The sequence below is a fragment of the Pseudomonas sp. TH41 genome (genome assembly GCF_016650695.1).
In the GTDB taxonomy this organism is placed as follows: Bacteria; Pseudomonadota; Gammaproteobacteria; order Pseudomonadales; family Pseudomonadaceae; genus Aquipseudomonas.
The window spans coordinates 1-24,159 of sequence record NZ_JAEKFH010000006.1 but is presented as its reverse complement, the minus strand read 5'-3'; the positions used below and the strand labels follow the sequence as shown (position 1 = coordinate 24,159).

Sequence of the window (24,159 nt, the reverse complement as noted above, 5' to 3'; positions counted from 1 at the left end):
CCATGAGCCTGACGGGAAACTGGAACTACCCCACGAGCATTCGTTTCGGTGTCGGTCGCATCAGCGAACTGGCCGAGGTCTGTCGCAGCCAGGGTATCCAGCGACCGTTGCTGGTCACCGACAGTGGCCTGGCGCGTGCCCCGATCACCACGGCGGCGCTGGACGCCTTGCGCGCTGCCGGCCTTGGCGTAGCGTTGTTTTGTGACCTCAAGCCCAATCCGATTGAGGCCAACCTGGCAGGCGGGCTCGATGCCTGGCGCGCCGGCAAGCACGATGGCGTGATTGCCTTCGGTGGCGGCAGCGGCCTGGACATGGGCAAGCTCATCGCGTTCATGAGCGGCCAGACCCGACCGGTATGGGATTTCGAAGACATCGGCGATTATTGGACCCGTGCCGACGAAGGCAGTATCGCCCCGATCATTGCGGTACCGACCACCGCGGGAACGGGTTCCGAAGTCGGCCGTGCGGCCGTGATCATCGACGAACGTACGCACACCAAACGCATCATCTTCCACCCGAAGATGATGCCGCGCGTGGTGATCAGCGACCCGGCCCTTACCGTCGGCATGCCGGCAAAAATCACCGCGGGCACGGGTATGGATGCGTTGGCGCACTGCCTGGAGTCGTACTGCGCGCCGGGTTTTCACCCGATGGCCGATGGCATCGCCGTGGAAGGGATGCGCCTGGTGGCCAATGCGTTGGTGCGGGCCGTACACACCCCTTCCGACCTGGATGCGCGAGGGCAAATGCTGGCAGCGGCCGCGATGGGCGCCACCGCCTTCCAGAAAGGCCTGGGCGGGATGCACGCCCTCGCCCATCCGATCGGCGCGCTGTACGACACCCATCACGGCATGACTAACGCCACCTTGATGCCCTATGTACTGAAATTCAATCGCCCGGCCATTGAAGAACGCATCACACGCCTGGCAGCCTATTTACGCCTGCCCTCTCCGGGCTTCGACAGCTTCCTGGCCTTCGTCCTCAAATTGCGCAAGGACATCGCCGTGCCCCATACGCTGTTTGAACTGGGGGTGGATGATCGGCAAGCCGATCTGATCGCGGACATGGCGATCGTCGATCCCTCGGCCGGCGGCAACCCGCTGCCATTGACACGCCCCGGCGCAGCAGAAATTTTCGAAGCGGCTTACCACGGCCGTCTGTAGGAGCCGAGCTTGCTCGCGATGGACGTTAACGATAACGCGTGCTTTCTGAATAAACGCGTCGCCCTTGAGTCCATCGCGAGCAAGCTCGGCTCCTACAAAAAACCAAGGTCGCAGCCTACGGCGGCTCAGTTCTGCCTGTACCAAAACCTGACAAGGGGCACACACAATGAACCCAGCAAGCCAGCCCGGTACCGACGCGCACGACGATGACGTCAAGGTGCTGCACAGCATGGGCTATGCCCAGCAGCTCTCGCGACGAATGGGCGTTTTCTCCAACTTTGCCATCTCCTTTTCGATCATCTGCATCCTCTCGGGTGGCATCAACTCGCTGGCCCAGGGCACCTCGGGTGCGGGCGGCGCGTCTATCGGCATCGGCTGGCCGATCGGTTGCCTGATCTCTGGGGTGTTCGCCATGGCCATGGCCCAGATCTCCTCGGCCTACCCGACCGCTGGCGGGCTCTATCACTGGGGCTCGATTCTCGGTAACCGCTTCACCGGCTGGCTGACCGCCTGGTTCAATCTGCTCGGGCTGGTGACCGTACTCGGCGCGATCAATGTGGGCACCTATTACTTCTTTTTCGGTGCCTTCGGACCTGCCCTGGGCATGGAAGACACCACCACGGTCAGGGTGATTTTTCTGGCGATCCTGACGGGTATCCAGGCCTTGTGTAACCACCTGGGGATCGGCCTCACCGCGAAACTCACCGACTTCTCGGGCTATCTGATCTTCGCCACCGCGCTCGCGCTGACCATCGTCTGCCTGATCTCGGCCCCCAGCTATGAGTTCGTCCGGTTGTGGACCTTCGGCAACTATTCCGGCGATGCCGGCGGCGCCGTCTGGCCACAGGTCTCGAACGGCTGGGTGTTCATACTCGGGTTGTTGCTGCCGATCTACACCATCACCGGCTATGACGCCTCCGCGCACACCTCCGAGGAGACCCGCAATGCGGCCATGTCGGTGCCCCGCGGCATGGTCATGTCGGTGGTCTGGTCGTTGCTGTTCGGCTGGGTCATGTTGTGCTCGTTTGTCCTGATGCTGCCGAACATGGATGAGGCGGCGAAGCAAGGATGGAACGTGTTCTTCTGGGCGATGAACACTCAAGTCAACCCGACGGTGAAGCTCGCGCTTTACGTGGCGATTTTCATCTCGCAGTTCCTCTGCGGGTTGGCAACCGTGACCTCGGTTTCACGCATGATCTTCGCGTTCTCACGTGACGGTGGCCTGCCCTGCTCCAAAGCGCTGGCCTCGGTCTCGCCGACCTATCGCAGCCCGGTGGCGGCGATCTGGACCGGTTCCACCCTCGCGGTATTGTTCGACTGGGGATCGTCCGTGATATCGGTCGGGGCAACGCCGGTCTATACGATCGTGGTTTCCTGCACGGTGATCTTCCTGTTCTTCTCTTTCATCATTCCCATCGTACTGGGCCTGTTTACCTACGGGACCTCGAAATGGCCGACCATGGGCCCCTGGAACATGGGACGCTTTTGGTACTCGGTGTTCGCCATCCTCTCCGTCATCTCGATGGTGATCATTTTCGTCATCGGCATCCAGCCACCGAACGATTGGGCGCTGTACATCACCATCGGCTTCCTGGTGCTGACGGCCATCGTCTGGTTCGGTTTTGAAGCTCGACGCTTCCAGGGTCCGCCGGTGGGCGACGTGATCGTCAAGCGTCAGGCTGAAATTGCTGCGGCGGAAGCGGCGTTGAATAAATCGGCGGGTAGATGATTGCCACCTCCAAGCCCGTCAGTTAAGAGATAGAACGAACGATGAGCAACCTGTGGCGAGGGAGCTTGCTCCCTCGCCACAAGACAGCGGTTACTCAGGCGGGTCGATTTGATCCAGCACCCGGTTCGCCGTGATCTCCGCCAGCATGATGCTGTTTGAAATACCCAGCAGGGCATTGCGCGACCCACCCTCTAGAAGATCCACCAAGTGATGGACCATCACATCGACCGAGGCCAGCGTTTCGACCAGGTAAACCATCAAGGTTTCGGTAGTGACCAGGACCTCGATACGCGTCTTATGACGAAGGGTAAACGGACGAACTCATCACGCCCACTTTTGCCCGAGCGCCTCCAGGCCGGCCTTTTGCAGATCCTGCGCGCTCATCACAATACGGAATTTGCAGGTAGCGTTGAAGTTGAGAAAAAACGGTTCCGCATAAGCGGGGATGTCGGCTGAGTCTTGTACGTCGACCAGAAAAATCCCACCGCGCATTCCATCTTGCTCAGTAAAGTACGCCGCCTCCGGCTTGATGCTTTCCAGGATACGCTTAATAACCTCGCCCACCTTCCCGGCTTTGACAAGGGAGTTGAAGGGTTCATTAGGGCACTCAACCATAAGTAACATCTTCATCATTCAATCCTCTGTTCAACGTGTAACCCTGTAGCCAGACCTTTGCTTCTGGCTCTGCCGGCGTCGGCCATACATTCGTGTTGTCAAGAATAGCCAAGCGTGAACTAACCCTCGTGCAGGGTTACGAGCGGTCATGAAGGCGAACGGCTGAGCCCGTCCACCTGCGCCAGGAATGACCGACCATGGGTAATGCTGTTGTAGGAGCGAGCTTGCTCGCGATGGACTTAAGAGCGCCGCGTTTAGCCAGACAACACGCGTTATCGTTCACGACCATCGCGAGCAAGCTCGCTCCTACATTAGTGGATCACATCGCTTAAATGAACAGCGGGGTCGGCCGGGTTACATGAATACGGGCACGCTAGCTGACCTGTTTGGCGTTTGCAGGTACTCACGCAGTCGAACGCCAATCTCTGCAATTTTTGCCTCTCCCGCACGCAAGGCTTGCGGGTTGGTGTGCACGGAGTAATTTCCCAGCGCAAGTTCATAGGGATGAGGTGCCGCTGAACCGATCACGAAGACCGTGTCTTTTTGCATGGCCTTCAGCGTAACCGCACCGCTACCGGGTTCGAAGATGACCATTTCTCCCGCACTGACCAGGCCGGGTGCGAAGAGAGATCCCCGGCTGACACTCAACCACAATGACTCATGCCCATTGGGTGGAACATAAGTCCAGGATTCCCCGGCACGTAGCGTGACCAATAAGTAGTTCATTCCAGCGGGAGCGCGGACCGGGCTTTTGACACCCTGGTACGTGCCAAGAATCACACGTGCAGGCCCCACTTCAGGCATCACATTCGACTCCAGGTATTGGCTGTCGACACTCGCGTTTTCCAACGCGGGTGGGAGTGCAACCCACAGTTGAAAACCTTGTATCCGCTTCGATGTCCCTACCGACATCTCCTTCCCGTGCCAGACCCCGCCTCCCGCCCTCATCCATTCAACACCACCATAATCAAGGGTCCCCGTGCCCGATTCAGCATCCTCGAAGCGCAAATTACCTTCGGTAATGACGGTGACGGTGGCGATTCCCGAGTGAGGGTGCATTGGCATCCCACCGATGAATGAACTCTCGCCTTCAAACAGGTCAAGAAAAACGAAAGGCTTGATCAGGTGGCCAAAATCGGAAGGACTCATCAGTCGGACAATAGAGCCATGCCCGCTGCCTGTGGTGCGATAGCCGATTGCGCGATGGGTATCGGTTTCGCGTGTATAGCCGAGGTCGATACCGATGTGTGGTTGTTGCTGAAGGGTCATGATGATTACTCACAGGAGAGTTGGCAGCGCTTAACTTACTTCGCTGTATCGAGGACAAGCCTGCCCCGTAAATGACGGCCCATGCTTTTCTCGATCGCCACTTTCGCCTCACTCAAAGGGTACGCCTCAACATCGACCGTGAGGTGTCCCTTGTCGAACAGTTCGGCAATCAGCGAGAGCTGCCGGCCATCCGAACGGGTGGCAAAGTTGGCCGGGGTCACGCCAAAATCGTTGGCCAGCGACATGTTCGGCAGGCTCACAGGCGATACCAACACACCGTTTCTTTTCAGTACCGCAAACGAACGGGTTTGTGTTTCGCCGCCCACTAGATCCAGTACGACATCGACGCCGGACACCAGCTCCTCGAAGGCCTGAGTCGTATAGTCGATGGTGTAATCCGCACCGAGGTCTTTCAGGTAGGCATGATTCTGTGCAGAGGCCGTTGCGTAGACTTCAGCGCCCAGGTACTTGGCAATCTGCACGGCCATGCTGCCCACGCCACCGGCGGCGGCGTGGATCAATACCTTCTGTCGCCGCTGCACACCGGCATGTTCAGTCAGCGCTTGCCATGCCGTCAAAGCGGTTGCAGGCACAGCACTGGCCTGTAGCGCACTGAGAGAGTGCGGCTTCAAGGCCAGTTTTGACACCTGGGCAACCGCTTTGGTCGCATAACCACCGACGATATTGATGAAGCCGAACACTTCATCGCCGATGCTGAACTCAGTGACGCCCTTCCCCACCGCGACGACGGTACCGGCCACTTCAACTCCCGGTGTAAAAGGCAGCGGTAATGGGATGAACGCTTTCATGGCCCCGGAAAGGATTTTCCAGTCAATCGGGTTGACCCCTGCTCCGGCGACATCGATCAGAACTTCACCTTCGCCGGCAACCGGGTCTGCAATTTGTTCCAGGCGTAAAATTTCAGGGCTGCCGTATTCGTACACGCGAATAGCTTTCATGGAGGCCTCGACTATTGAAAGAACGGGAGACAAACACTGCGCTGCGAGGGAACCGGCGTTCGCAGCGCAGGGGTATCAACGACGGCGAGCATCGAGGCTGAAGCGACCGGCGCCGAAGGCCACGACCTGCAACAGGCCACCGGCCATCGCGATGTTCTTGAAGAAGTGGATGAACTGGTTTTGATCGCCCAGTGCGCTATGGAAAGCCAGTGCAGTAAACACGCTGAACAGCGCCAGGACTGCGGCGACAGTGCGGGTGCGGTAACCGGCGATCAGTGCCAGGCCACCACCGATTTCGACGATGACCGCCACCGCCAGCGCCAACTGCGGAAGCGGAAGGCCTACGGAGCTGATGTAGCCGACCATCATCGCGGGAGCCGCGAGTTTGGAAAAACCGGACAGGATGAAAATTGCACTGAGCAGCACGCGGCCGATCAATGAGGCCGAGGCCTGGGTGACGTCATTACGGCTCTCTTCAGAGGTGGTTGCTTGAGCGATGTTGGCAGAAGTGGTCATGAGATATTTCCTTCAAAGTTTGCGCGATTCGCCATGAATCGCTGCAGTGAGGAAATCTTGCGCCTCGCCAGCTAATCTGAATAGCTGGCTAATTTAGATCATTAGATTCGATAAAATAGACAAGCTCGCCCGAGGCACCACTCCTCGACGCTCCAGGGTATTCACCTCAGGGCTTTTAGTCATACCGGGGTAATATTGACCATTACGTTCGAGGAAATAGGCATGATCTCTGACCCCGGAACACCGACACTGGACCAACTGCGCGTGTTCCTGACGGTGGTGGAAGTCGGCAGTTTTGCAGCCGCTGCCAGAAAACTGCACCGGGCCACCTCGGTCATCAGCTACTCGATTGCCAACCTGGAAATGCAGCTCGGCGTATCGCTGTTTGACCGCCAGACGACACGCAAACCCCAGCTCACCGATGCGGGCCGCACCGTTTTGGCCGAAGCCAGAACCATCGCCAATGGCGTCCATGGATTGCGCGCCAAGGTCAAAGGCCTGCTACAGGGGCTCGAAGCCGAAGTTCACGTCGTGCTCGATGTGATGCTTCCCGCCGAACGTGTCGTGGACGCACTCAAATCCTTTCGAGAAGAATTTCCTACGGTTGCCCTTCACCTACACATGGAAGCGCTCGGCGCCGTCACTGAGTTGGTGATCAACCGCGGGGCGATAGTCGGTGTGAGCGGACCCATGAATGAGGGCATCAGCGGTATCGAAAGAGTGGGCGTTGGCAGTGTCGAATTGATTCCGGTGGCAGCCCCGAATCATCCGCTGGCTTCAAGCGACTCGAATGTTCCGGGCGCCGGGCGGGAGTTCACGCAACTGGTGCTGTCCGATCGCTCACTCCTGACCAAGAACAAGGATTTCGCCGTTCTCAGTAACCGCACCTGGCGGCTGGCGGATCTGGGCGCCAAACACATGTTGCTGCGTGAAGGCATTGGTTGGGGGAACATGCCAGCCCCGATGGTCCAGGAAGATCTGCATAGCGGTCGACTCGTGCAGCTGAACATACCGGAATACAAAAGCGGACAATATTCCTTCGACGTCATCTACCGCACGGACTCGCCGCCGGGCCCCGCCGCGAGGTGGTTGATTGACCGCTTCGTTCAACAAAGCTCGGCGCAGGAGACATCCGCTTGAGGGGGTTACTTGTGACGTGATCTTCGCAATGGTCAGGAATGCCTGCAACAGCTCAATGAAGGCAAATGACGGTTCATGTTTTTTATGCGCTCCTCGCATGGGATTAATGCAGAGACATCACTGTAATTCCCGCTGATCGGGGCACATCCTTAGTCGACACATCGACGCGGTGCCACGGGTCATTTTCAACTTGGCGATTCCCGAACTGCAGACCGACCCGGGATGGCGCAATGCGTCATCTTCAGCAGATCTGGCGATGAATCGCGAAGGCGAAACGGCCACCCAACCCCACCTCCTTTCTACCAACGAGAGCTAAAAAATGAGTGTCTTTACTCACGTTACAGTCGGCACCAATGACTTGAACAAAGCCCGCAGTTTCTACGACACCGTACTGGGCAAACTTGGCCAAAAGCGTATTGCAGACCTCGGAGACAATGGTTCTATCTGGGGCGAGGATGCACCGTCTTTCTTCGTTCTAAAACCGGCTGACGGCGCACCTGCCAGCGTCGGCAATGGGGTGACCGTCAGTTTCGAGGCCCCGACGCGCGCCGCAATCGACGCCTTTCATGCCGCAGCATTGGCCGCTGGCGGTACCTGTGAAGGCCTCCCTGGGCCACGTGGCTGGGCACCGAACGCCTACGCCGCGTATGCCCGTGATCTGGACGGCAACAAACTGGCCGCCTATTGCTTCAAACCGGTTTAAACCCGGCACAAGGCCAGCCTTGGTCGGGCCGGCCTCCCCCTCTTTTTTCGCTTCTACTGATGACCACTGAGCTGTACAGGCGTCCCCATAAAATAATAATAATCAAAGTCCAGAGGCCTCCAATAGGACTGGGTTATGTGTATGACTTTGGTAGCAATGGCTATTTACGGACAACACTCGGGCTTCGTTATGTCTATGGATTCGATATCGATAATGAGCACGTCGATCCGGATGGCCTGTACGCCTACTTCGCCCACTCAGACAAACAGATCGAGCGAGATATTGATCTGAAGACCCTTGTAGAAAGTGGCGTCCTGAAAAACCTGTCCGTACGCGTGCGCTATGCCGAGCATTCATTTACCGGCGACAGTGTTCAGCAACTCCGAGTGATAACCGAATACCCGTTCGATTTTTTTTGACGTGCACATCCAAGTCCAAAAAAACAGGAAGTTTCACATGAGTAATAGTCCGATCAAGTGTATCGCCTTGGCTGTAACACTCTCCTCGATGGCGTTGTCCGTGCACGCAGAAACGGTGTATGTCCATGCAGGTCATTTAGTGGATGTCGAGAAAGGTAAGGTGCTGACCGATCAACGCGTCAAGATCGAAGGTGAACGCATCGTTGCCGTCGAGCCGTGGAGTGCTCCACCGGCCGATAGCAAGGTGATCGATTGGTCAGCCAAGACAGTCCTCCCCGGCCTTATTGATATGCACACGCACATCTCCGATTGGGACATGACCAACAATGTGGCAGAGCCACTCCTGCATTCACCCCAGGATGTCGCGCTGATGGGCGCTAAACACGCCTATCAAACTTTGCGCGCGGGTTTCACAACCGTGCATGACCTGGGTACCTACCGCGCTTTTACCGATGTCGCGCTTCGTGATGCGATCAATGCCAACCGAGTGCTGGGGCCAAGAATGAACGTGGTGGGCGCGTACATCACCGTTGCGGGCGGTGGTGGGGAGGTGACGGGATTTGCGCCAGGCGTGGAGATCCCGGCGGATATGCGAGTCGGGGTTTATCGTGATGCCAACGATGCGAAATTGAAGACCCGTTACCTGTTCCAGCACGGCGTAGACACCATCAAGATGATGGGAACTGGCTCAGTACTGGCCGAAGGGACTGAACCAGGTCAAATGGAAATGACTGAAGAAGAAATGCGCGCGGTGGTACAGGAGGCCAAGGTTCACAAAAGCTATGCCACCGTGCATGCCCATGGTGCGGAAGGGATCAAGGCCGCTATCCGTGCCGGCGTTAAATCGGTTGAACATGCTTCACTGCTGGATGACGAAGGCATCAAATTGGCAAAAGACAATGGCACCTACCTGGTGATGGACATCTACAACGGTGACTACATCGATGAAGTCGGGCGCAAGGAGAACTGGCCGGAGAGTTACTTGCGCAAGAACACCGAAACCACTGACGTACAGCGCCAGGCATTTCGCAAAGCGGTCAAGGCTGGAGTGAAGATTGCCTATGGTACCGACGCGGGTGTCTATCCAATTGGCACAAATGCCCGGCAATTCGCCTACATGGTGAAGTTCGGAATGACGCCGATGCAGGCGATCCAGTCTGCCACTGTGGTCGCCGCGGACTTGCTCAATTGGCAGCAGGATGTAGGTGCTATCAGTGCGGGTCGCTTCGCCGACATGATCGCGGTCGACGGGGATCCGGTGGCTGATATTTCGATTCTTGAGACTCTCCCCGTGGTGATGAAGGGCGGAGTAATGGTGCCTCCTGATGTGCTGCCCGGCCTGTAAGCGTTGCAGGTCACACTGAACCGCCCTTGGGAAAAACAGGGACAGACCATGATGGGTCGGCATTTGCCTTAAATCGTGGTCTGTCCCTTTTTAGGTTCAGGACCATTTGTTTTGCTTTTTAGTTGCGCTTACTGCTTTTTGAATAACAGTAACAACAGAGCTGTTGTGGCAAGCAGTGCACCCGTGAGGAAGGTGCTGTCTGACCCAATGCTTTGCCAAAGCCAGCCCGCAAGAACGCTAGCGATCAGCATGCATAGACCACTGACAACATTGAAAATACCAAAGGCCGTGCCCTTGAGTTCCGCGGGCGCTTTATCGGCGACCAGCGAGGCAAGAATGCCTTGGCTAAATCCCATATGAAGCCCCCACAAGACAACGCCCAACATCATTGTCATGACAGAACTGGATTGAGCGAGTACCAGATCCGCCAAGACGAGCAACCCCATACCTGAGCAGAGCAGTTTGGTGCGACTGATGCGATCGGATAGCCAGCCGGCAGGATAAGCGGACAGCGCATAAAAAAGTGCCATTACCACCATCACCAGCGGAGTCCAGGTGATCGACAGGCCTATCTGTTGCGCCCGCAATATCAGAAACGCCTCGCTGAAACGGGCAAGCGTAAACACCCCTCCCACGATGACGACCCACCAATACCCAGAGGAGAAATCGTGAAGGACTCTCCAATGAATGGGAGAGCGAAAGGTGTGTTCGCTGGGGAGGTGTGTGGGCTCTTTTACGCCTGCGACAATGAGAGCCACCGCCACTGCCGCCGGAATAACTGCAAACCACAGGACAAGCTGTATATCGGCGAGCCATAACATGAGCACGATGGCCAGCGCAGGGCCAAAAACAGCCCCTACAGTATCCATCGACTGCCGCAGTCCAAAGCAGGCGCCACGGATTTCTGGTGGCGACACATCTGCGATCAGAGCATCTCGTGGCGCCCCACGAATGCCTTTGCCAATTCGATCCAGAAAGCGTGCAGTAAAGACCACTTCAACCGAGTGAGCCAGAGGAAAAAGTGGTTTGGTCAGAGCGGCCAAACCATATCCAAGCAGCAGCAATCCTTTGCGCCGCCCCATAAAGTCGCTGAGAGCACCAGAGAATATCTTGACGAGCATCGCGGTCGACTCGGCAATACCCTCGATCACTCCGACGGCCAATGCACTCGCCCCCAATGTCGTGACCAAAAACACAGGCAGTAAACTGTGTACCAGCTCGGATGACAGATCCATGAACAAACTGACAAAGCCAAGCGCCCAAATCGTGCGCGGAATGCGAAAAGACTCAGCTTTGGTGTTTGAACATTCGCCACTCATATTTTCTTCCTGTACTCATCGGCATCAAGGAGAGACTGAGAAAGTCCAACGCCATCCTGAGTGTTATGCGAATTGAGACAAAATCAATGAAGCTGCCGTTGCCTCTGTAGCTCCCTCTTCAGCCAGGTGCTTGCCGGTTGTGTGCCCTCTGGACATCGCACCTCATAGGCGCGGCCACTCATACTGCTTTTAGTGGCAGCAAGATCGATGAAGTCCTCTGCGCTGTTCACCATGTTCTTGCCTTCGAGATAATTCAGTTTCGTCTCCAGATGCGCCCGAGCCCGGGGACCTGGGTATTCGCTTCCGTTACGCACAAACTGGCATTCACTGTGTTCGACAAAGTCCAGCAAGCCCCTGATCTCTTGAGTGGCTTGAGGTGTGGCTTGAGCCTGCGCATTGGTTACGATTGCGATAAGGCTAATACCAGCTGCCATCATCCATTGGCTGATGGGCCGAGCCGCTGCTCCTATCCACATCCGCATGATTTATCCTCGTCCTGTAAAGTTGAATGAATGTAGCTACCTCCAACAGATACCACCTATGTTCCAGGACAAGCACGGACTTAAAAGAGCCAGCCCGGCAAAATACCCCCAGCCTCAAACGCAGGCGCAACACCGTTAAATTTGAGTAGAGCACAAACACGCCTCTAGCCGCGTGATACAGGGAAATGGACGAAAAACAGGGACAGACCACGATGGGTCGGCATTTGCCTTAAATCGTGGTCTGTCCCTTTTTATGCTAAGCGGGGCGCGGTGTTTCAACAGGTGGGGTACCTTCGTGAAACATCGTCTTCAGTTGAGCTCGCAGTTCCGGTGAGTCGGTGTGTTTGTGAACACTGACCGCATGCTGTGCGGCAGCCTCGAGCAATTCGTTTTCAGAGTCTGCGGAGAGCGCGACCGAGCATTTGGTATCGCTTGGAAACTCGCGGCAGTCGATGTATTTACGCGCCATGATCTTCTCCTCTCTACGACGAAGGCAGGCCGTAGCCTGCGTGAACGATCACTCGACGCGCCCCCCTGCATTAAACGCGACTACATGTCGCATCGAGTGTGCCGACTTTTAGAGTATAGGCCCGCAACAAGGCGCAATGCCTCTGCGGCACTGGGCGGAACGTCCGCTATTGGCTGGTTGAATCCACAGCCCAATAGCAGACACTCGCGTAGCTCTGACCTAAGCCCCAAAGCGGTGGCCGCAGAGGCCGCAAAAAAGGTTCAGGTGCCGCGGAATGTAGTGATAGACCCACGGTGCTAATCCACAACGAACAGCTTCGCGCCGGTGGTGGTGAACGACCGGTGCCCTTCAGCATTATTGCCCACCTGATAGCTCATCCCGGCAGTCAGCGTGAATTGACGGCCATCCTCCAGTTCAGTGTGCAACTGACCTTCCAGGCACAGCAGGATATGACCTCTCCAACACCAATGATCGGCCAGATATCCGGGACTGTATTCAACCATCCGCACACGCGTCGAACCAAACTGGCAGGTTCGCCAATAGGCTGTGCCTGTTTGTCCGGGATGCTCTACCGGTTCGATAGTCGACCAGTCGGTAGTACCAAACGGGATAGCATTGAGATCCATTGTTGCCTCATCGAAATACAGTGATTGCGGACCGTATCAACCCGTCGATACTACCGATAGACACAGATGGTCCGCATTTATGGGATACAGGGTCAGGTGCAAAACCCGAAGGCTACAATGGCGTGCGCTCCCAGATATCGCCGAAAAGTACATCCCCAGAGAGTTCGGGAAATTTTCGCGCGTACTCACCCTGTTGCTGTTGCCCCAGGACCATGGATGCATTCATGACTCATTCCCTCAAAGGACCCATTGAGGGGTGAAAACCACCAAGTCGCGATTATTCCGAATATCAGATCTAATAGAGGCAACCATCCCGAATGAGTGGATCATCCGATGCGCCGTCTGATGTGACGGTCCAAAATTAGCTACATTTCCACGGGGCCAATGTAGATAGCATCGGCCAATTGCCGTTTTGCACTGGGGTGGAAGCTCAAATGAGCCGTAAACACAACGTGTTGGCGCTACTGCTGATTGTTCCGCTATCGGGCTGCTCCAATGCCCCTTCGATTCCCGTTCTGGGTGCCTACTTCCCCGACTGGCTGTTCTGCATCCTCGCCGGCATGCTGCTGGCCTTTCTGCTTCAGGTACTACTTGCACGGTTAGGCTACGCAGCCTGGCTGGTGCCGTCAGTTCTGACCTATCCGGTTTTGACCGCGTTGTTGTCGATGAGCACTTGGCTGCTGTTTTTCCAGAATTGACCGGGGACTTGCATGAGCGAATCCGCTGTGAACAAACTGCCTCGGCGCTTGATCGTTCTCATATTGCTCGGGTTGACGCTGGTGATGCTGCTGTGGGTGGTATGGCGGTTGGACACCAACCCACGTACCGATGATGCCTACGTGTATGCCGACACCATAAACGTCACCCCCGAGGTGAGCGGCAGCATCGAAGAACTGCCCGTGCGTGAGAACCAACAGGTGAAACAGGGAGACGTACTCCTGCGTATCGACGCGCGGGTGTATCAGGACGTACTGGACCAGGCTCAAGCCTCGATGCAAGCGCTGAACCAGGAAATCATTCTGAGCCAGCGTCAGGTTGATGCCCAACAGTTTAACTCCGAAGCGGTGAAAGCCAGTGTCGAACGTGCCAAAGCTGCCGCTGCGCAGAGCGCCGACACACTGCGGCGCATGGAGCCCTTGCTGTCACCTGGCTATGTTTCCGAGGAACAGGTGGACCAGGCCCGCACCGCCGCCAAGAGCGCCCGTGCCGAATTGAACGCGGCGCTGCTACAGGTCAAACAAGCTGCTGCCGCGGTCAGCGGGGTCGATGCGCTGGTGAGCAAACGCGCGGTCATACAGGCGGAGATAGCCCGCGCCGAACTGGACCTGGAGCACAGCGTGGTACGCGCGCCCTTCGACGGGCTCATTGTCGGTTTGACCACCTCCAACGGTCAGTTCGCTGCCGCCGGCCACCCCCTTTTCAGCCTGATCGATACACGTCGCTGGTACGTGGTGGCGAACTTCCGGGAGACTGAACTGGACAAGATCCACATTGGCAGCCCCAGTACCCTCTACCTGATGAGCGACAGTGGCCGCACCTTCAGCGGCACAGTCGATTCGATTGGTTTCGGCGTGTTCCCTGATGACGGCGGCGCCCAGGCCGCTGGGCTGCCGAAGGTCGCGCGGACCATCAACTGGGTGCGAGTGGCACAGCGCTTTCCGGTACGCATCCGCGTCGATAAACCCGATCCGAACCTGTTCCGCATCGGCGCATCGGCCGTGGCGTTGATTCATGCCGGTCAGGATGGGGACTCGCCGCAATGAACGCTGCGCTAACATCGGAGCGGCGCTTCTGGCGCTTCCTTGACGCAGAGCTTTCGCCCTTTCCGGGGCGTGGCAACGCACTGTTGCGCAACGTGCTGGCCTGCGCTCTGGTGATCATCCTCTCCTTGAGTCTGGAATTGCCGTTGCTGGCGCTGTCGCTGATCCTGGTGTTTTTCGTCAGCCAAAGTAACGTGGTGCTGACGCGCATGGCCGGCATCCTGTTCATCGTCAGCGCGACCATCGCCATCGGCATCGCCATCCTCCTGCTCAAGTTCACCTACGGCTACCCGTTGCTGCGCATCCTCTGCGCGAGTGCGGTGTTTCTCGCCAGTGTGTTCGCCATGCGCGCAACGCGCCTCGGCCCGCTGTTCTTCGTGGTGGCCATCGTCACCATTTACGTGCAGAGCCTGGTGGACCTCATAGCACAACCGGAATTGCTACTGCGTGCCTGCCTATGGGTGTGGATGGCGGTGGTCTACCCCACCCTGGTGACCTTACTGGTGAACACCGTGTTGTTGCCCAAAGAGCCTCAGCGACAATTGCGCGAGACGATGCGCAAGCAACTGGCACAGGTCGATGCGCGCCTGGCGGCGCTGGGTGAGGGACATTTGGAAACAGCGCGGATCGGCGCGGTAGAAGTCCAGCAGGGAATGCTTAGCCTGCACAAACTCCTGAAGTTCGCCAGCATGCGCTCCCCTGGGAAAGAAACCCGGGAAATCGAACAACTGGCGTTGATCACCTGTGTTTCTCGTTTGTACGCGGCGGCGGCTGCACTGAAGTCCCATTGCGACGACACCGAGGCCCTTTTGGCGCTGCGCCAGGATTGCGCGGCCCTGGCCGCAGCCATCGATGCCGATAACCTGTCGCAACCGCCAGTACTGAGCAGTGAAGCCTTGCAACGGATTCTGGCCCCCCCAGCGCTGGAAGAAATGCGCGACGCCTTGCGCGCCTTGACCGCTGCTGAACATGCCACGCCCTCCGGTGCTCCGACACCCAAGGACCCGTTGCTGGTGCGAGATGCTTTCAGCAACCCTAATTACCTGCGCTTCGCCTTCAAGACCTGGCTGGCCACGCTGATCTGTTACGTGTTCTACAACGGCGTGGACTGGCCGGGTATCCATACGGTGATGCTGACCTGCGTCATCGTTGCCTTGCCCAGCCTCGGCGCCTCGACCCAGAAGGGTTTGCTGCGGATCGGCGGCTGCCTGGTGGGTAGCGCGCTGGCACTGCTGTGTATCGTCTTCGTTGTCCCGCACATCGACACACTGGTCGGCCTGCTGGCGATGAGCCTGCCGGTAATCGCCCTCGGTGCATGGGTGGCCGCGGGCTCCGAGCGCATCAGCTATGCCGGCATGCAGATCATGTTTTGCTTCGCTCTGGCCCTGCTCGAACAGTTTGGCCCGAGCATCGACCTCACAGAAGTCCGCGACCGGTTGGTGGGCATCCTGATCGGCGTGCTGGTCAGCACCCTGGTGCACGGTGTGCTCTGGCCGGAAAGCGAAGGCAATAGCCTGCGTCGACGCTTGGCTGATGCCCTGCACGAGATTGCCGCGCTGTTGCGCTCACCGGTATTGGAACCGGGAGATACATCTGAGCGCCTGCAGGGGCAGAGCCTGCGCAGTTGGCGCCAGCTCGCCGAGTGCGAGGCCATGCTTGCGCGGGTAGCCCTGGAGCCCGGCTGGCATCAGGGCGAGCATGAGGAGCAGACACTGTTCACCCAGACGCTGCTCGCCAAGGCGCGGGAGGTCCTCCTGCTGACTGACCAATTGCAGCGCAATCGGGCGGTGCTCCAAGCACAGCTCCCGGCGTCAACGCAGCGCTGGCTGGACGAGCAGCAACAGGGAATGAGTGACTGGCTGGAGCAATATGCCCTACACCTGCAAACCCAGGGCACAGCGTTACAGGCCTTGCCTGCGCTCGACGTTATGACGGCGGGAGTTGGCGTGAATGCCGAAACCCTGCGGCATGACCTGCAGACGTTGCACCACCTGCTGGATTCGCTACCGGACTGGCGATGCTATGAGCAAGGTGCTCTCTCGGAACCGAGCCCATGAACAGACACGCTCATTGTGCATGGCTGCTCGGCCTGGGCCTGTTACTGGGTGGCTGTGCACTGATCCGCGAAGAAGGCAGCCTGGCACCGCAACGGGACCCGGCGGAACTACGTCTGGCTGACGACCTGCACCTGGCCCGTGAGGGTTGGCCCGAGGCGAGCTGGTGGAGGCGATACGAAGATCCCCAACTGAACCAATTGATTGAAATGGCTTTCGCCCAGGCACCCGGCATCGCGATCGCTCGCAGCCATATCGACCAGGCTCGGGCCCAGGCCGACACCGTGAAATCCTTGACGGGCGTGCAAGTCCAGTTGATCGCACTGGTCAACCGCCAGCACGTCTCCGCCAACGGTTTCCTCGGACCATTCGCCCAAAATGAGCCTGCCCTCGGGCTCACCGGCCCTTGGTACACCGAGGGGGTGGTGGGTCTCGGCGGAGTCTACCAACTGGATCTCTGGGGACGCCAACGAGCCCAGGTCGACGCTGCCTTGGGGGTTCACAATGCGCGTCAAGCTGAAGCGGCCTGGGTCGAGCTGGAGGTCTCGAGCAATGTGGCCATGCTGTATTTCCAGATCCAGACAGCACAGCAGCTACTCGACGACTTGCAACACATGTCGGCTATCACAACCGAGGTGGTGGCCGCGCACCAGGCACGCATTGAACGTGGCCTGGAGTCACAGCCGCTGAAACAGCAGGCGTTGAGCAATCAGGCACTGATCGATCGCCAGGTTGTCTCCCTGCGCAGCCAGGTATGGCAACTGCGCGAGGCCATGCGCGCGCTGCTCGGCGTGGGGGCAGACGTCACTTTGCCGCTGGCACCGCGTTCGTTACCGGAGCACGTTTATGGGGTGCCCGACAGCCTGGGTTACGAGCTGTTGGCAAGGCGACCTGACCTGCAAGCCCTGCGATGGCTGGTGCAGGCCTCCTATTCGAACATCGACGCGGCCAAGGCGGCCTTCTACCCTAGCTTCGATATCAAAGCCTTTTACGGCGCCGACGCCCTGCACATGGGAGATTTGTGGGCCCATGGCAGCCGGCAGATCAACCTGATCCCGGGGCTGACCCTGCCGATTTTCGACGGCGGTCACCTCAATGCCGAGTTGGCCACCGCCCGTAGCGTGAGTAATGGCTTGGTGTATCAGTACAACCAGGCTGTGCTCGACGCCGTGCGCGATGTCGCCGTGGCCGGCAGCAAGCAACAGGGGTTGGAAACGCAGGAACAACTGCAACAATCGCGCATCGGCAATATGCGTTTCAATCGCGACAGTGCCACGGCGCATTACCAGCGCGGTCTGCTAGACCGGGTTACAGCGCTTGAGTCAAACCTGCCGCTGCTGGCCGAGCATAGTGGCCTTGCCCTATTGCAGGGGCAGCGGCTGGAAAGCGAAATAGCCCTGATCAAGGCGCTGGGGGGTGGCTATCACTCCAGTAATACAACTGCATTGCAGGAAGATTGACTGCGCAGTGTGTCCAAGCGTTAGGGCCGTTGACTATTTATATGGCGGCTTCCTAGAACTTTTCCCTCTTTATCGGTCTATGTGGATAAGCACATAAAGCTCGGTAAGCGCGCCCCCAAGGTTTGCCGCAGCCAGATGGCCACACGTCCAATTGTCAATCAGAGGTTGTCCTCGCTCATGAAATTTCATGTCCCACGGATGGTGCTCCTCGGCCTGTTCGCGTTCGCGGCAGTGGGCTCGGCATCAGCAACACAGATGAAGACCTCAAACCCTGTTTTCGCAACTGAAGTCACAGCCGTTCAGGCTCCGGTCCAGGCTTCCGGCAACCCTTGGCCGACCTTGGCCAGTATGGCCGGCAAGCAGCCAGGGCCGTTGCTTGCCCATGACGACCGGTACTGGCATGACGGCCGTTGGCACGACCGTAGAGACGATTGGCGCCGAGAAAACTGGCGTAGAGAGCAAGACCGCCGGGAAGCCGAACGCCGTCATGATTGGGAGCGCCATCATGATCGGGCCATGCAGCACCGCTACGAGGACGATCACCGCTACTATCGTCGCTAGTGAGCAGCCGCTGCCTTGCAGCTTCATTGAGCGCACTGATCCGCGCTCAATGAAGTAAAAAAAAAGCATCATTCAGGCAAAGTAGCGACCCTCCATCGAGGGTCGCCTCCCCACATCAATTACAACAAGAACCCAATACGCACGATACATTCCCATCAGAACGGCTATTTATTGGCTTTAACCGGTCCCTGATAGTAAGGCAGGCTGTCAATTCGTGGTTTATAGACGCCAGTGCTGACACTACGCTGAACATGCGCCGCGATCTCATCCATACGTGCAAACCAGACATCGCCTTTTACCATCATGTATTCGATCAATTTCGAAACTTCATGCCATCGTGCCAAGCGACCGGAAAGGAAAGGATGCCAGACAGGTATGAAAAGGCCGCCATATTCCCATGCTGCATCAAACTCGGCCTTGAAAACTTCTACGGCGCGTTGCGGCGACTGAATCGGCATCTGAAAATCAATGTCGATACTGTGCATGTACTGAGGCCAGTCATCCAACGCCCAGCTGGAGGGAAGCTCCACCAGCTCTCCAGCACTTGTGCGCAACAGATAAGGAACATCATCCCCCATCAATGAGGCGTCATAACTGAAGCCGCGCTCGATCAGCAAGTCAGCCGAGTGCTCTGACATGTTGTAGAGGGGAGCCCGCCAGCCTCGCGGTGCCTGGCCCGTGAAGCGCTTGATAGTGTCGCAACCACGATCGAGCCAATAAGCTTCTTCTTCTCGGGTCAACTCGTTTGGATGTTCATGTATGTAGCCATGATGAGCAATTTCGTGTCCATTTTCGACGATTGCCTCAATGGCCTCGGGATATTGCTCGATGCACCAGGCCGGAATGAAGAACGTTTGTTTTATCTCGAAACGTCGATAGGTTTCCAGGATCCTTGGAATCGCCACCTTCGGTCCGTAGTGCAACATTGAAATACTGGCAACTCGCGTTGCTGAATCCTTTGGGTGTGCCACATGCAGAATGCTGTCTGCATCCATATCAAAGGTGAAGGAGACGGCACAGCGTGCGCCATTTGGCCAGACAATAGGGTTTTCAATCATGCTTAATCACCAATGGCTGCTGAATATCATTGATTCACCAAGAACAGCGAGCAATCCCGATATCAATACTCGTGATCGAGCAGCCAATTGGAATAATGCGTCAGTCCTTTTTCCAGCGACCATTGCGCTCGATACCCCAACTCCCGCTCCGCCGCACTCAGATCCCACTCCCCATGCCGATCGAGGTGCCAGTAGCCATCGCCGATTTCGATGCGGGCATCAGGAATTATTTTCCTGATCATTTCGACGGCCTCATGCAGCGTCCAGGAGCGATCACCGGCAATATTAAATATACCGCCCTTCATATCTCTGGTTTCAGCCGCCATCAGTACAGCACGCACAACGTCTTCCACATGAATATAATGGAACCGATGATCGCCGCCGGTAGGCAAGATAAATGTTTCACCCCGATGAACCGTTTTAAGTATATCCCTGAGAACCTGCGGCATTTTATTTTCAGGGCCATACACTTCCGCAATCCGCAGCGAGGTCACTTCCATACCATAGAGATCATTGTAGACTCGGCCAAAATGCTCGGTGGCGACTTTGGTTACACCATAGGGTGTCGTTGGATTAGTCGGTGTTTTTTCATTGATCACGCCCTCGAAGTGACCGTACACCGTTTCAGAAGAAAAATTGACCAGCCTTTTAATGCCCGCCAAGCGCATTGCCTCAAGCAAATGAATGGTGCCATCGATATTGGCGGCCACCGTCGTAATCGGCAGATCTATGGACAAGTCGGGATGTGACATCGCCGCCGTATGAATAATACGATCGACCCCAAAGTCCTGGATGGTTCTGACGATCCTGGGAATATCGTACAACTCACCCTGTACAGGGGTCATGAACTCCGACTTGGCCTCTGAGTAGTCACGATTGTAACTAACCACCTTAACGCCCTGCTCGCTGAGCTTTTTAGTCAGGTACCTGCCAACATAGCCCAAACCACCGGTAATCATCACAGCGCTCATTTTGTATCCTTCTTGTTATTAGAAAAATCAGAGCCACTTATTTGACTGGGAAATTAATGACTCAGTGAAGTTTAATTACACGACACCCAACTAGATCGCAGCCCCGCCATTGGGGCTAACGACCTGTCCAACCATATAATTTCCCGCGGGTCCGGCCAGGGCTTCAACCATGGCCGCAATCTCGTCCGGCGTTCCGAAGCGCTTCAATGGAATTGTCGCGCGTGTCTCGTCGTTGTATTCAATGGTGTCGTTGATCAGCATGTCTGTTTCGATCGGCCCCGGTGCCACCGAATTCACCAATACGCCTTGTGGGGCAACTTCTTTCGCAACCGCTTTTGTCAGCGCGATCACCCCGCCCTTGGAGGCGCAGTACGCGGCGTAGGTCGGAAAGCCAATCAACCCCAGCTCGGAACTGATATTGATAATCCGCCCCTGACCGCGTGCCAGCATGCCCGGCAACACGGCCTGCATGCAGGCCCAGGTCCCCCCGAGATTGGTACTGATCATCTGTTCCCACTGTGCCCAGGTCGTCTGCGCGACAGTCGCCGAAACCAGCCTCCCGGCATTGTTGACAAGAATATCGACCCGCCCAAAGCGGTTCTCCGCCTCCCGGATGATTCCGGCTGCCGCTTCGGGATGACTGACATCAGCTTGAACAGTAATCCCATCGCCACCGTTGTCTTGGGCAATACGTATCACTGCATCCAGTTGATCCTTGACGTCGAAGTAGTTGAGTACCAAATGATCGCCACTTGCAGCAAAACGCTTGGCAATTGCTAGCCCAATGCCCCTTCCTGCTCCTGTAATTACGACAACACGCTTCATAAGTTCACCCATGGTTTTAAATGAACACAGCACGCAGGCGCCAATGCCCAGCTTACGCAGGCTGCAACATTGACCGCATGCGTTAACTTCGGAATCAGGACTCTTGCATTGGAGTGAGTACGGCTTGCTTGGAAACTCGCGACTGCCATACCAGAATCATCGCGCCAGAAAGGATGGTCAGTGCGCCAAGGTACCAGGCGGTGTATTGATCCTCGGGCGAAACGGGATTGGCCCCGGCGGTGTAACCGATGTATCCCAGCACAAGGATTGCCAGCGCAGCCGGGATCGACAGTGTCAATGCCATACCGAAACGTTGACGGCGGAAGGTCATGACAATAAATGCTGCGATAGCGGCCATGTAGGACATCACCAGCGTGATGGTCACGACATCGTAGTACCACGAGATCTTGTCCAGTGGCTTCCACCAAAGCAGTGTAATAGCGACGGTCGAGACGATAACGCTGGCCAGCCATGGCGATCTCGATTTGTTCACTGAGCGAAGCGCTGTTGGCAGATGCCCTTCCTCACTCATTCGATAGAGCGTACGCGCAGCCGCACTCGAAGAAATTTGCAATCCGGCACATGCCGAAGTGACCACGACAAATAAAGCGATCCAGGCCATGGCGGGTGGCAAGTAGACATTCGCCACAGCGGCGATCGGCCCACCGTTGCCGTCTTCGATAATTGCCGCCAATTTCTCTACAGGCACCGCGTACTGCCAGCCAATCGCCGCGAGACTGTAAATGACAAATGCCGAAGTCAGAACGAGTAGCATGGAGCGTTGTACAGTCCGAACCGGAATACGCGACTCCTCGATATAGTTGATCGCCGAATCGAAGTTGGCGAGCATCCATACACCGAACAGCACCCCCGGCCCGATCGCGGACCAACCACCAGACCCTTCCAGCGTGTACATGGAAATGACTGACAAATCTGGAACCTGAGGATTGATGATTCCCATCAACCCGAGCCCGGCTACAACGCTGATCTCGAAAATCAGAAATACGCTGGCTACTTTGGCTGTGGCATTGACGCCGTTGCAGGAAATCGCCAGGAAGATCAGAACCATACCCGTCCCGATCAATTTTGCATTAAGCGGACCTGCCAACACCGGGAACAGCGCCTGTATATATTCGGTTCCGATGATTGCGCACATTGCCATTACTGCCATGCAGGCAACGGAGTACGCCCAACCGAGAATGGTCCCTACACGGGTATGCAGAAATCGCGAGGTGAAAGTGAAGACTCCACCCGCCGACGGTGCTTGGCGAGTGAGTGAGATCATGCAGAAAGCCATGACCAACATCGGAAAGAAGTACGCAATCAAAATGGCCAGCGGAGCGCGGTGGCCCGATATTGAGTAAAGAATCGACATCGAAGAGGCCGCAATCCAGCCAGGCGCATTGAAGCCCAGCGCCGAAAACGTCACATCCCTGGTGGTTAGAGTTCCCTTGTTTAGCGCCGTATCCAGATCACGAACAGTTCCGTCACGGTCATAACCGATGATTTCATAGAAGTTCATTTTTCAGGCTCTGATTAATAGCTATAGAAGATGTTGTAGCGTCAAACCATCTGAGTTGATTTGAACGCTGCTCTTATTATTCAACTAAGCAAAATGCAGATACTCAAAACCCGAACAAGCCAAATACCAACAGCCTATTCAGATTTGACTTACAGCTTTCTTGTTCTTTATCGCCCTCCAGGAACACCCTCCAGCCGAGAATGATTTTTTCAGCCGCCAGCAGTCACCTCAACTGCGTAGCTACGTGCGTGACCCGTTGTGACGCTTAAACCTCTGAATGGGGGGGCCAGTATAGGAACAGCCAAAAAATACCTACCATCAGAAATTTCCGATATTTGAATCTGAATTAGCGAAGTAAGTCGCTGGGGGTAAACCCACCCACCGCCATTGAAACTTGAGCGACACAATTCAATAAAACGACTGCTTTCTGCCTGTAATGACTGGCAGCCCGTTACCCTTCAGTCAGTCCCTTCCCGGACCGACCGTCTGACCTCAGCCTGTATGGCATAAGCCGGCGCCTCCACAGCATTGAAATCTTGTGTATAGCGCTGAGCAAATCCTTCTACCCCCCATTCCTGATACTGCTGCACATGCTTTAATTCATGAGCCCAGAGCGCGATGTTCTGTTCTGCAGTTTGAGCGTCCCGGAAGACGATGATGTCGATCAACGTCACGGCACCGACATCGGGGTTTTGCAGCATGGCAGTGGCGGCGTTGAATTGGCCGTTGTCGCTAACTTTGTAGCGCGCGGTATCGAGGACGCTGGGGTCGTACCAGCGCAGCAACTGCTCCCGGATGTGCGGCGGAATGGGTTGGATGCCGGCGCTGGCCGCGTCAGCGCGGGCTTGGGTCAGCCACAGCGCCAGGGCCGGTGCCGCGATCTGGTAGATGCCCTCAGGCACGGGGCCGAGCACCTGTCCCACGTCTGGCAGGCAGACGCAGCCGTCCAGGCACACTTGTTTCTCGCCAGCTGGGCAGGCGTTGGTCTGGGCTGGCACTTCAAGAGGCAGGCAAAGAACAAACAGCGCCACCAGGCGCGTGGTGATGGGTGACATTGGGCGCTCCAGGGGCGGACGCAGCACAAACAGTGGGTCACATTGATCGACGAAACGCATAGCGTTAGCGTAGACCCGAACTCAGCACCACCAGGATTGTGCATACGGTACTCCGTACCCAGTCTCCGAATGTTTTTTT

Annotated in this window: 24 protein-coding genes and 1 pseudogene; 11 read left to right on the top strand and 14 right to left on the bottom strand. The window is 56.8% G+C overall.

Translation table 11 applies throughout. The features are described 5' to 3' along the window. Positions 1-2: 2 nt before the first annotated feature. The gene (locus JFU37_RS23970; RefSeq protein WP_201119538.1) at positions 3-1,163 is read left to right on the top strand and encodes an iron-containing alcohol dehydrogenase; all 1,161 of its coding nucleotides are present in this window, start codon (positions 3-5) and stop codon (positions 1,161-1,163) included. A 166-nt stretch (positions 1,164-1,329) separates the two neighbouring features. Continuing rightward, positions 1,330-2,892 (top strand): amino acid permease, encoded by a 1,563-nt coding sequence (locus tag JFU37_RS23965; protein WP_201119537.1) that lies wholly within the window; start codon positions 1,330-1,332, stop codon positions 2,890-2,892. A gap of 90 nt (positions 2,893-2,982) precedes the next feature. Here JFU37_RS23965 and JFU37_RS23960 read toward each other — a convergent pair. The 5 genes and pseudogenes from JFU37_RS23960 to JFU37_RS23940 all read right to left on the bottom strand — a co-directional run. After that, a pseudogene (locus JFU37_RS23960) lies at positions 2,983-3,168 on the bottom strand (DUF6124 family protein); the annotation flags it as partial. 48 nt (positions 3,169-3,216) lie between these two features. Next, entirely contained in the window at positions 3,217-3,522 is a 306-nt protein-coding gene (locus tag JFU37_RS23955; RefSeq protein WP_201119536.1) for a panthothenate synthetase, read from the bottom strand. Between the two features lie 339 nt (positions 3,523-3,861). Then, complete coding sequence (locus JFU37_RS23950; RefSeq protein WP_201119535.1) at positions 3,862-4,776, bottom strand: pirin family protein; 915 nt, start codon at positions 4,774-4,776, stop codon at positions 3,862-3,864. A 35-nt stretch (positions 4,777-4,811) separates the two neighbouring features. Further along, complete coding sequence (locus JFU37_RS23945) at positions 4,812-5,735, bottom strand: NADP-dependent oxidoreductase (protein ID WP_201119534.1); 924 nt, start codon at positions 5,733-5,735, stop codon at positions 4,812-4,814. Between the two features lie 75 nt (positions 5,736-5,810). Continuing rightward, a complete protein-coding gene (locus JFU37_RS23940; protein WP_201119533.1) occupies positions 5,811-6,251 on the bottom strand; it encodes a DoxX family protein in 441 nt (146 codons plus the stop codon). A 222-nt stretch (positions 6,252-6,473) separates the two neighbouring features. Here JFU37_RS23940 and JFU37_RS23935 point away from each other — a divergent pair, with 222 nt between their 5' ends. The 4 genes from JFU37_RS23935 to JFU37_RS23920 all read left to right on the top strand — a co-directional run bounded on the left by JFU37_RS23935 (position 6,474) and on the right by JFU37_RS23920 (position 9,858). Beyond that, complete coding sequence (locus JFU37_RS23935) at positions 6,474-7,391, top strand: LysR family transcriptional regulator (protein ID WP_201120067.1); 918 nt, start codon at positions 6,474-6,476, stop codon at positions 7,389-7,391. 319 nt (positions 7,392-7,710) lie between these two features. Then, positions 7,711-8,094 (top strand): VOC family protein, encoded by a 384-nt coding sequence (locus JFU37_RS23930; RefSeq protein WP_201119532.1) that lies wholly within the window; start codon positions 7,711-7,713, stop codon positions 8,092-8,094. A 137-nt stretch (positions 8,095-8,231) separates the two neighbouring features. Then, positions 8,232-8,513 carry an OprD family outer membrane porin gene (locus tag JFU37_RS23925; RefSeq protein WP_201119531.1) on the top strand — a complete coding sequence of 94 codons (282 nt, stop codon included), beginning with the start codon at positions 8,232-8,234 and terminating at the stop codon, positions 8,511-8,513. A 37-nt stretch (positions 8,514-8,550) separates the two neighbouring features. Beyond that, complete coding sequence (locus JFU37_RS23920) at positions 8,551-9,858, top strand: Xaa-Pro dipeptidase (RefSeq protein ID WP_242485810.1); 1,308 nt, start codon at positions 8,551-8,553, stop codon at positions 9,856-9,858. A gap of 128 nt (positions 9,859-9,986) precedes the next feature. Here the strand turns inward: JFU37_RS23920 and JFU37_RS23915 are convergent, their stop codons facing one another. The 4 genes from JFU37_RS23915 to JFU37_RS23900 all read right to left on the bottom strand — a co-directional run bounded on the left by JFU37_RS23915 (position 9,987) and on the right by JFU37_RS23900 (position 12,754). Next, positions 9,987-11,177 carry an MFS transporter gene (locus JFU37_RS23915; RefSeq protein ID WP_201119530.1) on the bottom strand — a complete coding sequence of 397 codons (1,191 nt, stop codon included), beginning with the start codon at positions 11,175-11,177 and terminating at the stop codon, positions 9,987-9,989. A gap of 83 nt (positions 11,178-11,260) precedes the next feature. Next, positions 11,261-11,659: a DUF5329 domain-containing protein gene (locus JFU37_RS23910; protein WP_201119529.1), complete on the bottom strand. Its 399-nt coding sequence runs from the start codon at positions 11,657-11,659 to the stop codon at positions 11,261-11,263. 256 nt (positions 11,660-11,915) lie between these two features. Continuing rightward, positions 11,916-12,128, bottom strand: coding sequence for a DUF1059 domain-containing protein (locus JFU37_RS23905; protein WP_201119528.1), 213 nt, complete (start codon positions 12,126-12,128; stop codon positions 11,916-11,918). A gap of 296 nt (positions 12,129-12,424) precedes the next feature. Then, positions 12,425-12,754, bottom strand: a complete 330-nt coding sequence (locus JFU37_RS23900) for a DHCW motif cupin fold protein (RefSeq protein ID WP_201119527.1) — start codon at positions 12,752-12,754, stop codon at positions 12,425-12,427. Positions 12,755-13,188: 434 nt separating this feature from the next. On the opposite strand from JFU37_RS23900, the gene JFU37_RS23895 reads away from it, so the two are divergent. The 5 genes from JFU37_RS23895 to JFU37_RS23875 all read left to right on the top strand — a co-directional run bounded on the left by JFU37_RS23895 (position 13,189) and on the right by JFU37_RS23875 (position 18,589). Further along, positions 13,189-13,452, top strand: a complete 264-nt coding sequence (locus JFU37_RS23895) for a YtcA family lipoprotein (RefSeq protein ID WP_201119526.1) — start codon at positions 13,189-13,191, stop codon at positions 13,450-13,452. Between the two features lie 12 nt (positions 13,453-13,464). Next, positions 13,465-14,517: a multidrug transporter subunit MdtN gene (mdtN, locus tag JFU37_RS23890; protein ID WP_201119525.1), complete on the top strand. Its 1,053-nt coding sequence runs from the start codon at positions 13,465-13,467 to the stop codon at positions 14,515-14,517. Continuing rightward, a complete protein-coding gene (locus JFU37_RS23885) occupies positions 14,514-16,571 on the top strand; it encodes an FUSC family protein (protein WP_201119524.1) in 2,058 nt (685 codons plus the stop codon). Before mdtN ends, JFU37_RS23885 begins: the two co-directional genes overlap by 4 nt. Then, on the top strand, positions 16,568-18,028 hold the full coding sequence (locus JFU37_RS23880) for an efflux transporter outer membrane subunit (protein WP_201119523.1): 1,461 nt from the start codon (positions 16,568-16,570) through the stop codon (positions 18,026-18,028). The genes JFU37_RS23885 and JFU37_RS23880 overlap by 4 nt, the downstream gene beginning before the upstream one ends. 177 nt (positions 18,029-18,205) lie before the next feature. Continuing rightward, positions 18,206-18,589, top strand: a complete 384-nt coding sequence (locus JFU37_RS23875; protein ID WP_201119522.1) for a hypothetical protein — start codon at positions 18,206-18,208, stop codon at positions 18,587-18,589. 164 nt (positions 18,590-18,753) lie between these two features. On the opposite strand, the gene JFU37_RS23870 is transcribed toward JFU37_RS23875, so the two are convergent. From JFU37_RS23870 to JFU37_RS23850, 5 genes are all read right to left on the bottom strand, one after another. Continuing rightward, complete coding sequence (locus JFU37_RS23870) at positions 18,754-19,647, bottom strand: polysaccharide deacetylase family protein (RefSeq protein WP_201119521.1); 894 nt, start codon at positions 19,645-19,647, stop codon at positions 18,754-18,756. Positions 19,648-19,709: 62 nt separating this feature from the next. Then, on the bottom strand, positions 19,710-20,618 hold the full coding sequence (locus tag JFU37_RS23865) for an NAD-dependent epimerase/dehydratase family protein (RefSeq protein WP_201119520.1): 909 nt from the start codon (positions 20,616-20,618) through the stop codon (positions 19,710-19,712). 90 nt (positions 20,619-20,708) lie between these two features. Next, positions 20,709-21,443, bottom strand: a complete 735-nt coding sequence (locus JFU37_RS23860; protein WP_201119519.1) for an SDR family NAD(P)-dependent oxidoreductase — start codon at positions 21,441-21,443, stop codon at positions 20,709-20,711. Positions 21,444-21,537: 94 nt separating this feature from the next. Next, complete coding sequence (locus JFU37_RS23855) at positions 21,538-22,965, bottom strand: APC family permease (RefSeq protein ID WP_201119518.1); 1,428 nt, start codon at positions 22,963-22,965, stop codon at positions 21,538-21,540. Positions 22,966-23,423: 458 nt separating this feature from the next. Then, complete coding sequence (locus tag JFU37_RS23850; protein ID WP_201119517.1) at positions 23,424-24,020, bottom strand: eCIS core domain-containing protein; 597 nt, start codon at positions 24,018-24,020, stop codon at positions 23,424-23,426. Positions 24,021-24,159: the final 139 nt, after the last annotated feature.

Coding starts and splice junctions, on each gene's coding strand:
- JFU37_RS23940 (WP_201119533.1), bottom strand. CDS start 6,251: ATGACCACTTCTGCCAACATCGCTCAAGCAACCACCTCTGAAGAGAGC.
- JFU37_RS23945 (WP_201119534.1), bottom strand. CDS start 5,735: ATGAAAGCTATTCGCGTGTACGAATACGGCAGCCCTGAAATTTTACGC.
- JFU37_RS23910 (WP_201119529.1), bottom strand. CDS start 11,659: ATGCGGATGTGGATAGGAGCAGCGGCTCGGCCCATCAGCCAATGGATG.
- JFU37_RS23860 (WP_201119519.1), bottom strand. CDS start 21,443: ATGAAGCGTGTTGTCGTAATTACAGGAGCAGGAAGGGGCATTGGGCTA.
- JFU37_RS23875 (WP_201119522.1), top strand. CDS start 18,206: ATGAAATTTCATGTCCCACGGATGGTGCTCCTCGGCCTGTTCGCGTTC.
- JFU37_RS23895 (WP_201119526.1), top strand. CDS start 13,189: ATGAGCCGTAAACACAACGTGTTGGCGCTACTGCTGATTGTTCCGCTA.
- JFU37_RS23950 (WP_201119535.1), bottom strand. CDS start 4,776: ATGACCCTTCAGCAACAACCACACATCGGTATCGACCTCGGCTATACA.
- JFU37_RS23850 (WP_201119517.1), bottom strand. CDS start 24,020: ATGTCACCCATCACCACGCGCCTGGTGGCGCTGTTTGTTCTTTGCCTG.
- JFU37_RS23915 (WP_201119530.1), bottom strand. CDS start 11,177: ATGAGTGGCGAATGTTCAAACACCAAAGCTGAGTCTTTTCGCATTCCG.
- JFU37_RS23965 (WP_201119537.1), top strand. CDS start 1,330: ATGAACCCAGCAAGCCAGCCCGGTACCGACGCGCACGACGATGACGTC.
- JFU37_RS23905 (WP_201119528.1), bottom strand. CDS start 12,128: ATGGCGCGTAAATACATCGACTGCCGCGAGTTTCCAAGCGATACCAAA.
- JFU37_RS23970 (WP_201119538.1), top strand. CDS start 3: ATGAGCCTGACGGGAAACTGGAACTACCCCACGAGCATTCGTTTCGGT.
- JFU37_RS23865 (WP_201119520.1), bottom strand. CDS start 20,618: ATGAGCGCTGTGATGATTACCGGTGGTTTGGGCTATGTTGGCAGGTAC.
- JFU37_RS23935 (WP_201120067.1), top strand. CDS start 6,474: ATGATCTCTGACCCCGGAACACCGACACTGGACCAACTGCGCGTGTTC.
- JFU37_RS23900 (WP_201119527.1), bottom strand. CDS start 12,754: ATGGATCTCAATGCTATCCCGTTTGGTACTACCGACTGGTCGACTATC.
- JFU37_RS23870 (WP_201119521.1), bottom strand. CDS start 19,647: ATGATTGAAAACCCTATTGTCTGGCCAAATGGCGCACGCTGTGCCGTC.
- JFU37_RS23885 (WP_201119524.1), top strand. CDS start 14,514: ATGAACGCTGCGCTAACATCGGAGCGGCGCTTCTGGCGCTTCCTTGAC.
- JFU37_RS23955 (WP_201119536.1), bottom strand. CDS start 3,522: ATGAAGATGTTACTTATGGTTGAGTGCCCTAATGAACCCTTCAACTCC.
- mdtN (WP_201119525.1), top strand. CDS start 13,465: ATGAGCGAATCCGCTGTGAACAAACTGCCTCGGCGCTTGATCGTTCTC.
- JFU37_RS23855 (WP_201119518.1), bottom strand. CDS start 22,965: ATGAACTTCTATGAAATCATCGGTTATGACCGTGACGGAACTGTTCGT.
- JFU37_RS23920 (WP_242485810.1), top strand. CDS start 8,551: ATGAGTAATAGTCCGATCAAGTGTATCGCCTTGGCTGTAACACTCTCC.
- JFU37_RS23930 (WP_201119532.1), top strand. CDS start 7,711: ATGAGTGTCTTTACTCACGTTACAGTCGGCACCAATGACTTGAACAAA.
- JFU37_RS23880 (WP_201119523.1), top strand. CDS start 16,568: ATGAACAGACACGCTCATTGTGCATGGCTGCTCGGCCTGGGCCTGTTA.